Below are 12584 nucleotides of genomic sequence, written 5' to 3'. Positions count from 1 at the left end.
TAAGACTAATATACGGCTAATTTTGCCTAAGCGGCCTAATCTTCAAATTCGTCAGTTTCGACAAGCTGCTTTACAAACAATTGAAAAGACACGCCTAACTTCTTTTTTGCCTTCTCATGATTTTGTTCGTCATTCAGCGCTTCATCCCATCTGTCAACCGCATAAAAGTAAACTTCGCCAGATGTATCGATGCAAAAGTAATTTCCCCCATGATCAATGGCAAACGGGATCAATCCTTTGGGCATTACATTCTTTGCAACCATCAGTAAATAACTATCTTCCAAAGTCCGCTCGGTTCCAACCGGGAATTTCATAGGCAAAAATTTTTTTGCCCATAAAGAACAGCCATCCTCCAAAATCCAAAAACTGTTTGAAGGTATACCGCCATTATGTATTAAATAATGATTGACCAATTCTTCCGGCAAAACGAGATTCAAATGTTGCTGAATATCTCCAATATCTTCCGGAGATAAATTCGATCCACCCTTTGAAAAAGGTATTTTCGACACCATAACAGTTCCACACGGACTAACCATCCCTAAACTGTATTAGATCGCCCTAGAAAGTTTCGACAACCCATTTATTCTTGCCTACGGAATAACGTTCACGCTTATCAATCCGCCATTCGTCTTTAATGTTTCTGAGGGTATAACGGCATTCGAATTTAAAACCAGCACTCTGCTTTGTACAAATCAAGAGTTTTTTTTCATCAACATCTTCGCATTTCTCTATGATTTCAGTATCTGGGTCATATTCGGGGGGACTTGACGCATTTAACGCCACCTCCCGACCAAACTTCCTTTCTTTCTTAGTTAAATAATTATTATATATCTCTGATATTTCTTGTTTAGCTGCTCCCTTGTTTGCTTCATGAGCATTAACTAGAAGTTCATAATACTTTACATCCCAGCGGTACATCTCGCTCATGAATGCTTGCAATACCTTTATCGCATGATCACACCTATCTTCACTCACAACTTTACCCCTAATTTGAAAATTCTTGACTCATTATTTTATTGCCACTGGTATCAAATACATCATAGACAACGCTAGTCGGCCGGGTTCCACCAGAGGTATAGTTAAAGATCTAATAAATCAACGCTTTGCCCAGAGCTGAATAGATTAAGCCTTGCGAGGTAATTGTATTTACGCCTCCTTCTCCCAAAGTTTAAAACTTTTGTCCAATGCTTCTGCTAAGGCAATTACCTTTTCTTTCGCGACAGGATTATCCACACGTAAGCTTGCCGGCACACGATGATAATCATATGACTCATCGGGACCAAAGATACCTGCCAGATGTGCATTGACCCGAAATATAATATGGAACATTCTCCAACAGGTAGAATCCTCAAACTCATTCAATTGGCCACTATAGGCAGGTTTGATTTTTTCTTTTCCAACTATCCAAAGATCATCATGAAACGCAAAAGTAATATTTTCATAATTGGATTTGCTTCTATCGTAGCCAGTATCACTGAATAACACTTTCCATCTTGGAATTTCAGCGAATCTAAGCGAACACATAATTGGCCTGAATAATCGTGGACTGATATCGACATTTTCAATATTTGCCGGCGGCACCAAATAAAACTTCTCAAACACCTCGATCAAATGACCGACATTCGTAGGAATAAGCTCTATGTATCGAGCTATAACAAAACCATAATCCTCCGCCTTATTAATAGCGGGGATATAGAACAAATCACCTGGTTTTACATTGCTTGTCAGTTGTTTCATATTAATATTTTCTCTGATTGGCAATTTGTTATTGTCGTTAACAGTCACCCTTGCCATGTGCTTTTTTCGCTTTTTCGTATTCCGATATATGTGACTTTCCTCGGTCATCTGTTCTACTCTTATCAATCGGCTCTATCACATTGCCAGGAAAACCTGTTTTGGTATTATATTGCTCACGATAGAACTGCTCTTTCCCCTTAGCTTCGGTATAGTTCAATTGGCCTCAAACTAGCATCGCCTAGGCGGCCTTTATCGGCATGTTGAGCTTCTCGTACAGCTGGCTCTTGTACCGTGTGCCCGATATAGTAAGGATCTGTGCCCCCGGAGCATAAAGACCATACACTGTGTAGCCGGGTGCATTCAAAGGTGTAGGCGTGAGACCAAGCGGATCAATCCAGTTTATTGGATTCGAAACATATTGGTATAGGTTATTCCCACCTTCCAACCCAATCGGATCCTGATGAATAAACCTCCCGGCATTTGGATCGTAATACCGATTCAGGTTGTAATGCAAACCGGTTTCGGCGTCGTAATACTGGCCTTGAAAGCGCAGGGGGTTGTCGATGGCTTCCACGTCGGCCAGGGCCAGGTTGCCTTAGACGCGGTAGCGGGCGGACCAGACGATTCCGCCATCGGTATCGGTCAGCTCCCTGGGCGTGCCGAGATGGTCCAGGTGGTAGTGGTAGGTGCTGCCGCCGGCTTGGGTGTTGTCCTGCTCGTGTAGCGCCAAGGGCCGGAAGCTGCCGGGTTCGAATAGGTAGGTGCGGCTGCGCTGGCTATCGGTTTCTGCGAGCAGGCGCGGGCCGTCGTATTGAAAGCGAGTTTCGCCTTGCGCGCTGTGTTTGGCGATGCGCCAGCCCAGGGCGTCGTAACGGTATTGGGCGGTGCCATTCGGCGTTTCGGCGCGGACCAGGCGGTTGTCGCTATCGTATTGGTAGCGGGTGACGATTGGCCGGCCTTGCCGCGTTTTTCTTAGATCACGTGCCGACCGAACGAGGACGAAGCTTTCTGATTCAGGACTTCGCAGCGAATCAGCGCACTTCCAGGTCTACCATTAAACTGGCGCTAACCGTATCTCCGGTCCTGTTTGAATAGTGTCAGTGCAATAATAAAATTAGAGAACGTGGATATTATCGACTTCGACAGCCAGTAATCCTTCATCGGTATAAATTAAGGTACATTCAAGACTCAAATCCGACCGCCCCTCCCGTTCCGTCCAGAGATCAAAGCGAACAGACCATTTTCTTGGTGAAACGCCAACCACCTCTATCAAATCCAATTGATCAAACGCATCAGAGGGAGGCATAACCAACTTATGTCCATATTCGGATATTGCTTCTGAAATCAAATTCGCGGTAAGGCGCTCACCATTTGTATAACGCTCTATAGCAACAAAATCACCGGTTACCAGCCATTCAACTACCTGTTTAACCGTGACCACAATTCGTTGAAAAATAGAATCCATGTTATCTGTTCCCGGGTATTCGTGTTACGGTGTCTGGATTAACACCGATGCTTTGAAAATAGTCGTCTGCCTGTCGAATCAAAGCGCGAGCATCCGTTTCAGGTATACCGCTTCGTCTCAATGCCTTGTAACCAATTCTGCGTTCCGCAGCATATGTTCCACCTCCGGACTGCCGTTGAACCGCTGTAGCCAAGTTGTGAGGCGTACCTGACACATTCGATGGTCCTGGGAGCTGCACGCCTGGAGCTGCATTGGTATTGTAACCCGGTAGGTCTCGCACAGCGGCATCCTGAATAATGTGATGCGCATCTTTCTTTCCTGCGGCCCTTAAGCTTCCAACAGTCTCGTTCGGTGTTTCGGAGCAAGTTAATCCCAAAGGATCAATCCAATTCATCGGATTCGGCGCATACCGATAAACGTTGGCCCCACCTTCCAACCCTATCGGATCCTGATGAATAAACCGCCCGGCATTAGGATCGTAATACCGGTTCAGGTTGTAATGCAAACCGGTTTCTTGGTCGTAATACTGGCCTTGAAAACGTAGCGGGTTGTCGATTTCTTGGACATCAGCCAGGGCCAGGTTGCCGTAGGCGCGGTAGCGGGCGGACCAGACGATTTTGCCATCGGTATCGGTCAGCTCCCTGGGCGTGCCGAGATGGTCCAGGTGGTAGTGGTAGGTGGAGCTGCTGGCTTGGGTGTTGTCCTGTTCGTGCAGCGCCAAGGGCCGGAAGCTACCGGGTTCGAATAAATAGGTGCGGCTGCGCTGGCTATCGGTTTCCGCCAGCAGGCGCGGGCCGTCGTATTGAAAACGGGTTTCGCCTTGCGCGGTGTGCTTGGCGATGCGCCGGCCCAGGGCGTCGTAGCAGTATTCGCTGGTCCCTTGCGGGGTTTCGGCGCGGATCAGGCGGTTGTCGCCATCGTATTGGTAGCGGGTGACGATTTGGCCGGTCTTTCCGTGTTTTTCTTCACTCAGGTTACCGGCCGAACGAGGACGAAGCTTTCTGATTCAGGACTTCGTAGCTAATCAGCGCACTTCCAGGCCTAAGATTACGCTGAAGCCAACAGTAGTTTGTATTATCTACTTGAGTTTTCAACATATAACTTTTTGCAATATAAGTCAGTCGTCATAAAGAGCGGCTATAAACTCATCAAAGGAGCCGCATACGTATATCTTCTCGGCTGTATCTGCGGTAAAAAGATAAACACGTTCATAGTCATCATCCAGCAGTGATATGTAAAATATGTTGCCACCAGCATCATTGGCGAAAGGCACAAAGCAACCAACGGGCTCAGGTGCCCGCATATCCCGAACTAAACTCTCGATAGGTAGGATTCCATATTTAATAGGGATAAATCCATCAATTGAAAATACGTGTTTGCTTCCCTTCACATAATTCGAATCCGGAAATCCTCCGTTGTTTCTCAAATAGTGAGCCTTCAATGAAGAAGGCAGTTTTCTTGAAAAACTTGATTCAAACTTAGAAAACTCTTCTTCAGAAATAGCTCTTTCAGTGTCGCTAAATTGCATCATCTATATAACCACTATCCTCGACAAGGAAATGTATATTTTTCGCCCGTAGTCTTTTGATATTGCGCCACCCCACCTGAATGGGGTATGCCAAGGTGAGCCTCTCTCTTCACAAGCTGCATCGTTCCCTTATTAGTTTGCGGATTATAATCGTCCAAATGATGCCAGACATACCCCTTTGGCGTAGATTTCTGGCCCAAAGCTTGCTGGCTAGCTGCCTCAAAATCAAGAATGTAATCTCCAGAATAAGTTATCTCCTGTATTGGATTCACCCCTGGCTTAGTATAAAGCGCATTGCTCGCAGAATAATCCAGCCCCCCGCCAGCGGTTTTGGTTACTCCTGAAAAACCTCGCTCGGCTAGGGTTTCAAGCGGATCCAGCCCGATCGGATCAATCCAGTTGATCGGATTAGGCACATATCGGTAAACGTTAGCTCCGCCTGCCAACCCAATCGGATCCTGATGAATAAACCGCCCCGCATTCGGATCGTAGTACCGATTCAGGTTGTAATGCAAACCGGTTTCTTGGTCGTAATACTGGCCTTGAAAACGTAGCGGGTTGTCGATGACTTCGACATCCGCCAGGGCCAGGTTGCCGTAGGCGCGGTAGCGGGCGGACCAGACGATTCTGCCATCAGTATCGGTCAACTCCCTGGGCGTGCCGAGATGGTCCAGGTGGTAGTGGTAGGTGGCGCCGTTGGCTTGGGTGTTGTCTTGTTCGTGCAACGCCAAGGGCCGGAAGCTACCGGGTTCGAATAGGTAGTCGTCCCTGAAAAAGCCGAAATTTTTCAGGAGCGACGCCCCTCAGGCGAACGATAAAAATGGTTCGGATGAAAATGCGCCCCAAAGCCGAGACAGCGACTGCCAAACATGAGGCCAAAAAATCCTCAACCGCCTGAGGATCAAACGGATGTTGTGGCCGGCACCGCACAGGATGGCATGCAATGCATCGCCCAGTTCGCCTTTCAGGTAGTTGCGCCCCAATAATCCGTCGTTCTTCAAGTGGCCGATGATCGGCTCGATGGCGTTGCGACGTTTCAGGGCCCGTTTGAGTCGTCGGGTATCCACGCCGCGTTTTTGCCGGGCTTTGTAAATCGTGACCCCGGGTACCTCGACCCCACGATAACCCAAGTCCACAAACGCTTCTTTGGCGCGTGTGCCGCTTAGAATTTCCGCCTGTTCCAGACAGGATTCCAGGGTGTGACCATCATAGGGATTGCCGGGAAAGCTACGTGCACCCAGCACGAAATTGCTTTTGTTGGTGACGGTGATACCCACTTTAACGCCGAACTCATATTTTTTGTGGACCTTGCCTTTGGCAATGCATTCCACTTCCGGGGCGTGAAAACTGTACAGTTTGTTTTTATCCTGCGGTTGCTGATTCAAAATCCGTTGGGTTTTCTCCAGCGTTTCTTTGAACGCCCCTTTGACAGCGTCGGATTGATTGTCCAATTGGCGCTCAATGTCACGGTAAACCCGACCCACCAGGGTTTTCAGTTGTTTGAGCATTTTGCGTTTGCGCTTCATGTGCTTGGCATGATGGTAGCGGTTGGCCATTAGCAGCAAATACGGAGCCTTGCGGTTATAGTTTTGCCGCAACGGAATCTCATGCTGCTCGGCTAAACGCACCAGATGCTGGCGGCAGCGTTCGTACAATTTGCCATCGGTTGGATACGTGATGGCTTTTTCTTGAACCGTGCTATCGACCGTCACCGATTCAAAATCCTGTTTTTTCACGGTCTGACTGTCGACACCTGCTTGAATGGTCACCATTAACATCCACTCGCAACCGGCTTCACCGATCCGCTTCCGCCAATAGGTCAGCGAGGTGGGGTGACAAGGCATCTGGTGTTGGAAGTACTCTGCGCCACAAAAATATTGCCAATAGGGATTTTCCAGCCATTGCGCCACGACCGCTTCGTCGGAACGGGCAAACGCATGTTTAAGGTAATGAAGTCCAGCAATCAGTCGCGTGGGCAAGGCGTGCGCCCCTTGATTCTCTGTGAAAAACTCGCCAAAGGCGTCATCCAGGACTTTCCAGTCGATCAGATGAGCCAGTTGGTAAAGTTCGTGTTTTGGATTTAACAGGTCGGCCAGCGGCGTGTTGAATAAATCGATTTGTCCGCTCGTTTCTTGGGATTTTGGCTTCATTTTGAATAAAAATTTGCAAGAAATTAATATCTATTTTACCCGTTTCTTGCAATTATTACCCGGCTTTTTTATTAAATATCCAATGTAATTCAATGTGTTAGTGTTGATTTTATGACTTTTCAGGGGCGACTAGGTAGGTGCGGCTGCGCTGGCTATCGGTTTCTGCCAGCAGACGCGGGCCGTCGTATTGAAAGCGGGTTTCGCCTTGCGCGGTGTGCTTGGCGATGCGCCGGCCCAGGGCGTCGTAGCGGTATTGCGTCGTGCCATTCGGCGTTTCGGCGCGAACCAGGCGGTTATCGCTATCGTATTGGTAGCGGGTGACGATTTGGCCGGCCGTAAGCGAGCGACGCTTTTTGATTCAAGACAGGGCTGCGAGCCAATATTTTTCCTTATGTACAATTGCGTTGTCGCTAATCGTATGTACTCAGGCTAAATCGCGTTAACCCATCAATGACTTTATCTCGGCTTTAGTATGACTGTAATGTTTTTTATCTGGATAGAAATCTACGCTTATCAAAGACTTCGTTTTTAGAACAGGGCTAATATCACCGTCCTTCAAATTCCAAAATCGTAGCGACTTGATCCGTTCCATACTTGCAACGAATGAAATAGAATCCAGGTCCGATACAAATAAATTTTCAATAGATTTATTATTTGATAGGAAAGAAAAGTCATTCAAAAGTTTGCATTTTTCCACATGCAGTGTCGTCAAACTGTTTAATTTGCCCAAGGAAGAAATGTCATTCAACTTGGAACAATGATCAATTTTCACATCAACTAGACTTGTAAGCTTCTCGATACCAGACATCGACTCTACGCTTCCTCCGCTTAATCGCAATTCTTTCAAAGAATTAAGCCCTTCGAGAAAAGAGCAATCCTTGACACTCAACGAGGTTATCAGCAGGTGTGTTAAGTTTTTTAAGTACGAAAATCCCGAAAGATCCGCATTGTATTTTATATACAGCACTTTCAACTGAGATAATTTTGAGAAATCCGGCTTTATTTTCTTATCCTGAAACGACAACTTGCTCAAGTTTTCCATAGTGTATATCGCATCAATGTTCGCCTTTAAAACCTTAAAATTATCTGCTATCGATAATGAACATATGGATTTATTTCCTAAAAGAGGTGTTAAATCCAAATCGCAGCCACCTCCATTTTTCTCGTTTAACTCAAGCATTCTGATAGCGGTATATTTATTCTGCTCCGCAAAAGCCGCCCCATCGTTAATATATCTGGGATCAATCTCCAATTCTTTTGTATTCTCGTTGAAACGAAATTTATTCGAATTCATTATTAACAGTCTCCGGATTTTTTATACTTGCGATCTAATGCATCTGCATGCGCATCTACTTTCGCCTTCGTTTCTGGATCAGCAGCTTCGTACAACTTCTTCCCTGGAGAACTTCTATTTGGGCTGTTCGCAAAATCAGGCGAATTTCTTGCGTCATATTTCTCCATCATCTTATGTTCGACCATGAACCCCATATCATCGGAACCAAAATCCATATGAGCCGATTGGGTGGCATTACTAGCCCCTCCAATCCTTTCGCCCATAGAGGTCTGCATTCTATTTATCGGACCTTTACCTATATAAGATGTCGTTCCATCGGTAAAAATATAGGTTCCTGTTAACCCCCAGGGATCAATCCAATTGACGGGATTATTTACGTATTGGTAAAGATTAACTCCTCCATCTACCCCAATCGGATCCTGATGAATAAACCGCCCCGCATTCGGATCGTAGTACCGATTCAGGTTGTAGTGCAAACCGGTTTCTTGGTCGTAATACTGGCCTTGAAAGCGCAGCGGGTTGTCGATGGCTTCGACGTCGGCCAGGGCCAGGTTGCCGTAGGCACGGTAGCGGGCGGACCAGACGATTCTGCCATCGGTATCGGTCAGCTCCCGAGGCGTGCCGAGATGGTCCAGGTGGTAGTGGTAGGTGCTGCCGCTGGCTTGGGTGTTGTCTTGTTCGTGCAACGCCAAGGGCCGGAAACTACCGGGTTCGAATAAATAGGTGCGGCTGCGCTGGATATCGGTTTCTGTGAGCAGGCGCGGGCCGTCGTATTGAAAGCGGGTTTCGCCTTGCGCGGTGTTCTTGGCGATACGCCGGCCCAGCGCGTCGTAGCGGTATTCGCTGATTCCTTGCGGTGTTTCGGCGCGGATCAGGCGATTGTCGGCGTCGTATTGGTAGCGGGTGACGATGTGGCCGGCCTTGCCGCGTTTTTCTTCGATCAGGTTGCCGGCGGCGTCGTAGCTGTAGTGGCGGTCGCCCATCATCAGCAAGCGGTCGCCTTCGACGCGGCCACCCTCCGCGCTGGCGCCCAGCAGGTTGCCGGCCGGGTCGTGGACGAAACTTTCCGGACTGAGGCCTTCGCTGCGGATCAGGCGGGCGGCGGGATCGTAGTGGTATTGGCTGCGGCCCTGGCGCAGGTCGTCCAGTTCGCGGAGCTTGCCGGCCGTATCGTAGCTGTACTGGCGACCGATCAGCGGCGCCTGGCCCTTGCCGGCGACGCGCTGCCGCAATAGGCGGCCCAGCGGATCGTAGTCGTAGTCGGTGTTAAGTTGGCCTTGACTGCGGCCGATTTCCCGGCCCAGATCGTCGTAGCGGTGGCTGGTGAGGGTTTGACCGTCGAATGCGATGCTATCCAGATAACGCTCGCCAAATAGGTAGTCGATGCGATGCCGGTCTGGAGTCTCGGTTTGAATGCGCCGGCCCAGCAGGTCGTATTTGTGGCGGACGATGGCGCCGTTCTGGTTTTCCTGGTTGATCTGGCCCAGGGCGTTGTAACCGAGGATAACGGTGCTATCAGCATTTTTGGCCAGTTGCAAACGGCCCAGAGGATCGTAGCCGTATTGGCTCAGGCTGCCGTCGGCGGCATGCTTTTTCAGCAAGCGGCCGAGACGGTCGCGTTCGAAGCGGGTGACGCTCCAATCGCCGTCGGCGCCGGGTTGCAGGTAGGCTTCCAGCGCACCGCCGGCGTTGTAGCGGTAGCGTTGGATACGGCCGTCGAAGCCGATTTCTTCGATGAGATTTTCGTCGCGGTCGTAGTTAAGGCTGTAGGTTTCGCCTTTCGGGTTGATCAGGCCGATCAGGTTGCGTTCGCTGTCGTAGCGGTATTCGGTGGTGTGGCCCAGCGGATCGATGCGGGCGGTGGGTTGGGACAGGCCGTCGTCGTAGCGGTATTCGGTGGTGTGGCCCAGGCCATCGATGTAATGGGTCAATAAACCGGCGGCGTTGTAGCGCAGTTGCACGGTGCTGCCGTCCGCGTGTTGCACCGCGATAACGCGGCCGGCCGCGTCGTAGCCGTAACGGGTGGTGCGTTTGTCTTGATCGACGATGGTGACGATACGATCATCATCGTCGTATTGGTAGCGGGTCTTGATGCCGTCGAAGCCGATCTCGCCGACCAGCCGCAACTGTTCGTCCCACAACAGCGAGCGAGTCCGGCCCAGTGCATCGGTGATGCGCACCGGCACGCCTTGGGCGTTGTATTGGTATTGGGTGACCGCGCCGTTGGCGGCGACGGTTTCTTCCAGACGGCCGCCTGCGTCGTAGCGGCGCAGCCAGCGCTGATCCAGCGCATCGATCAGTTCGACCGGCCGGCCTTGTTTGTCGTATTTGACGCGCTGGCTAAAACCCAGCGCATCGGACACGCCGATCAGGCGGCCTTCTTTATCGTAGTTAAAGCGGGTGACGCCGCCGTCCGGTGCCACGGTTTGCGCCAGTTGATTGTCGGCGTTGTAGCTGTGGCGGATTTCGCGGCCTTCCGGGCTGCGCTCCAGGAGCAACAAACCTTGCGGATCGTGATGATACACCGCGACGCCGCCGCGCGAATCGATGGCATGGCTGACGCCGTCCGGCAACCATTCGAAGCGGTAGTCGTAAACACCGTTATCACCCCAGTTGTGCAGGCATTTGCCTTGCGGCGTGTCTTGATCCCATTCGAAGTAAAAGTTAAAGCCGGTGGGCAGGGTGCGGAGGGCGATGACATGGTTGCGATAGGCATAGCTTTCGCCTTGCTCAAGCCGGTCGCGAGCACCGATTAAATCGCCTTCTTCGCTATAAAGATAATTTACCAGCGGCTCGCCGGCCGCTTCGAATCCGCTTCCGCTACGCTTGCCGGGACGAATAGAAACGATGCGCCGGCCTTGCCGTTCAACCAGCAAATGCTTGTTCCAGCTGGCGGAGATGCGTTCGACGTCGCCGTTGGCGTCGCGGTGAAAATACAGGCTTTGGCCTTGGCTGTTGTGCCAGGCCCGCAGAGGGCAACGGCCAGACCGACCGGTAAAGGTTCTTGCTAAGCCGCTAGGATCGACGATGCGATACTGGCCGTTTTCCCGATACAAGCGCAGTTGTTCGGATATATTAATGCTATGAGCGCCCGGCTTCGGTAACGGCAATTCGACACGCTGGCCGTCGGCATTACAAAAGGTGACGGCCTCGCCGATCTCCAGCCATTCGTCCAGCGGCGTCAGCCACCCGTAACCCAGTTGCCGGTCGATGTCGGACTGGCCGCTTCGATAGAAACGCCGCCATTCCAAAGGCAGCGGTCCGTCCCAGGTAAAATCCACCTTTTCAAGCATTTCCTCGCCGGTCACCATGCTGATTGGGCAGCCTTTAGTGACGCATTGGCTGCCAACCGGTTCGGCGGGTTTACTGGAAGTTGCGGGACCTGCAGCTTCCCCCTCCGCCGCCGCACCCGCACGAGCCGGCGCTTTACCGGATGCCGATTTGCCAGTTGCTTGCGATGGCGTTACCGCTTCCGAGGCGGCTCCCGATTCGCGGGCCAAGCCTTTTTTTCCGCGTAAAGAACGCACTTTTGCCAACAGCGCGACGAAGGCCGCAACGCCGATCACCGCGATGGCGTCCGCCAGATGCGTGGCAGCTTCGTCTAGATCTTGTTCGTTTCCGGCAGTGGCGGTGATCGCCAAAAATTCGCCCAGGTCGCGGGCGACGCCAAATACCGCGAGCCCAAACATCAGGATGCCGCCGACCAGCATCAGAATATCGACGATTTCGCCAACGCCAAACACGTGGGCGCCAGCCCAAATAACCAATGTTGCGGCCATGATCGCCAAGCTTTCCGGACTGAGCAGCGCTTCAAACTCGCGGCGCATACTGCCGGGCAGTTTGGGTGCGGTTAAACGCAAGGCTTCGGAGAATTTGCGCTCCAGCGTCCAGCTCCCCACCGTTTCCACCGGTATCGGCATAGACATATTAGGTGCGGGAGCCGATTGGACCGCGCTACTACTGGCAGTTGCGGGTGGCGGTGGAGGCATCGGCGCTGCGACTTTCGCTTTATCCCCCTTCAGCAGATAAAACCAGGTGTCTTTACCGACAATACCGTCAGCGTTAATGCCGACGCTTTGTTGATACTGGCTCACGGCATTCGCGGTAGCCTGAGCAAACCGCCCATCAAGGACCAAGTTTGGCGATGGACTAAGACAGGCGTTAAGTAAGCCTTGCAACTGCCGAACCTCAGCACCTTGCGAGCCGGGCTTTAATGTAGGTAAACCGCTACGAGTCGCTACTATGCGCGGTGCTGCCTTGGCCGGTTGTCCGGGTAATACGCCTATGGGTGTCGGCCGTGGCGTAGCATCGCGGATCGTCGTGCCGGCATCGATGTTGCGCGGCCGGATCTCGGAGCCCGTTGGCCTGGGATCTTTCCATCCGGCCATCTATAACTCCATCCAGGCACAC

General features: G+C 51.0%; 15 protein-coding genes. 2 read left to right on the top strand and 13 right to left on the bottom strand.

Going from position 1 to position 12584, the window contains the following annotated elements; all coding sequences use genetic code 11:
• Positions 1-35: 35 nt before the first annotated feature.
• The 6 genes from ACH5Y9_RS22890 to ACH5Y9_RS22865 form a co-directional block, all read right to left on the bottom strand.
• A complete protein-coding gene (locus tag ACH5Y9_RS22890; RefSeq protein ID WP_445367708.1) occupies positions 36-512 on the bottom strand; it encodes an SMI1/KNR4 family protein in 477 nt (158 codons plus the stop codon).
• A gap of 46 nt (positions 513-558) precedes the next feature.
• Positions 559-975 carry an NTF2 fold immunity protein gene (locus ACH5Y9_RS22885; protein ID WP_445367707.1) on the bottom strand — a complete coding sequence of 139 codons (417 nt, stop codon included), beginning with the start codon at positions 973-975 and terminating at the stop codon, positions 559-561.
• A gap of 171 nt (positions 976-1146) precedes the next feature.
• The gene (locus tag ACH5Y9_RS22880) at positions 1147-1737 is read right to left on the bottom strand and encodes a hypothetical protein (RefSeq protein ID WP_445367706.1); all 591 of its coding nucleotides are present in this window, start codon (positions 1735-1737) and stop codon (positions 1147-1149) included.
• Between the two features lie 37 nt (positions 1738-1774).
• Complete coding sequence (locus ACH5Y9_RS22875) at positions 1775-1954, bottom strand: hypothetical protein (protein WP_445367705.1); 180 nt, start codon at positions 1952-1954, stop codon at positions 1775-1777.
• A 21-nt stretch (positions 1955-1975) separates the two neighbouring features.
• Positions 1976-2311 (bottom strand): RHS repeat-associated core domain-containing protein, encoded by a 336-nt coding sequence (locus tag ACH5Y9_RS22870; protein ID WP_445367704.1) that lies wholly within the window; start codon positions 2309-2311, stop codon positions 1976-1978.
• A gap of 21 nt (positions 2312-2332) precedes the next feature.
• Entirely contained in the window at positions 2333-2467 is a 135-nt protein-coding gene (locus ACH5Y9_RS22865) for an RHS domain-containing protein (protein ID WP_445367703.1), read from the bottom strand.
• Between the two features lie 81 nt (positions 2468-2548).
• On the opposite strand from ACH5Y9_RS22865, the gene ACH5Y9_RS22860 reads away from it, so the two are divergent.
• On the top strand, positions 2549-2713 hold the full coding sequence (locus ACH5Y9_RS22860; protein ID WP_445367702.1) for a hypothetical protein: 165 nt from the start codon (positions 2549-2551) through the stop codon (positions 2711-2713).
• A gap of 138 nt (positions 2714-2851) precedes the next feature.
• Here the strand turns inward: ACH5Y9_RS22860 and ACH5Y9_RS22855 are convergent, their stop codons facing one another.
• Positions 2852-3202, bottom strand: coding sequence for a DUF7668 domain-containing protein (locus tag ACH5Y9_RS22855; RefSeq protein WP_445367701.1), 351 nt, complete (start codon positions 3200-3202; stop codon positions 2852-2854).
• A gap of 1 nt (position 3203) precedes the next feature.
• Entirely contained in the window at positions 3204-3923 is a 720-nt protein-coding gene (locus tag ACH5Y9_RS22850) for an RHS repeat-associated core domain-containing protein (protein WP_445367700.1), read from the bottom strand.
• Positions 3924-4004: 81 nt separating this feature from the next.
• On the opposite strand from ACH5Y9_RS22850, the gene ACH5Y9_RS22845 reads away from it, so the two are divergent.
• Positions 4005-4226, top strand: coding sequence for a hypothetical protein (locus ACH5Y9_RS22845; protein ID WP_445367699.1), 222 nt, complete (start codon positions 4005-4007; stop codon positions 4224-4226).
• Between the two features lie 93 nt (positions 4227-4319).
• Here ACH5Y9_RS22845 and ACH5Y9_RS22840 read toward each other — a convergent pair whose 3' ends face one another.
• The 5 genes from ACH5Y9_RS22840 to ACH5Y9_RS22820 form a co-directional block, all read right to left on the bottom strand.
• Positions 4320-4733, bottom strand: coding sequence for an SMI1/KNR4 family protein (locus ACH5Y9_RS22840; RefSeq protein WP_445367698.1), 414 nt, complete (start codon positions 4731-4733; stop codon positions 4320-4322).
• 11 nt (positions 4734-4744) lie between these two features.
• Positions 4745-5455: an RHS repeat-associated core domain-containing protein gene (locus ACH5Y9_RS22835; RefSeq protein WP_445367697.1), complete on the bottom strand. Its 711-nt coding sequence runs from the start codon at positions 5453-5455 to the stop codon at positions 4745-4747.
• A gap of 78 nt (positions 5456-5533) precedes the next feature.
• On the bottom strand, positions 5534-6880 hold the full coding sequence (locus tag ACH5Y9_RS22830) for an IS5 family transposase (protein ID WP_445367458.1): 1347 nt from the start codon (positions 6878-6880) through the stop codon (positions 5534-5536).
• A 439-nt stretch (positions 6881-7319) separates the two neighbouring features.
• On the bottom strand, positions 7320-8174 hold the full coding sequence (locus tag ACH5Y9_RS22825; protein WP_445367696.1) for a hypothetical protein: 855 nt from the start codon (positions 8172-8174) through the stop codon (positions 7320-7322).
• Positions 8175-8176: 2 nt separating this feature from the next.
• Positions 8177-12562: an RHS repeat-associated core domain-containing protein gene (locus ACH5Y9_RS22820; protein ID WP_445367695.1), complete on the bottom strand. Its 4386-nt coding sequence runs from the start codon at positions 12560-12562 to the stop codon at positions 8177-8179.
• Positions 12563-12584 lie beyond the last annotated feature (22 nt).

It is taken from the genome of Methylomonas sp. BW4-1, from assembly GCF_052474385.1.
This window is presented reverse-complemented; position numbering and strand designations above follow the sequence as displayed.

Bases quoted from the DNA above. Each gene is read 5' to 3' on its own strand.
- ACH5Y9_RS22890 (WP_445367708.1), bottom strand. From the start codon at position 512: ATGGTGTCGAAAATACCTTTTTCAAAGGGTGGATCGAATTTATCTCCG.
- ACH5Y9_RS22880 (WP_445367706.1), bottom strand. From the start codon at position 1,737: ATGAAACAACTGACAAGCAATGTAAAACCAGGTGATTTGTTCTATATC.
- ACH5Y9_RS22855 (WP_445367701.1), bottom strand. From the start codon at position 3,202: ATGGATTCTATTTTTCAACGAATTGTGGTCACGGTTAAACAGGTAGTT.
- ACH5Y9_RS22840 (WP_445367698.1), bottom strand. From the start codon at position 4,733: ATGATGCAATTTAGCGACACTGAAAGAGCTATTTCTGAAGAAGAGTTT.
- ACH5Y9_RS22830 (WP_445367458.1), bottom strand. From the start codon at position 6,880: ATGAAGCCAAAATCCCAAGAAACGAGCGGACAAATCGATTTATTCAAC.
- ACH5Y9_RS22825 (WP_445367696.1), bottom strand. From the start codon at position 8,174: ATGAATTCGAATAAATTTCGTTTCAACGAGAATACAAAAGAATTGGAG.
- ACH5Y9_RS22820 (WP_445367695.1), bottom strand. From the start codon at position 12,562: ATGGCCGGATGGAAAGATCCCAGGCCAACGGGCTCCGAGATCCGGCCG.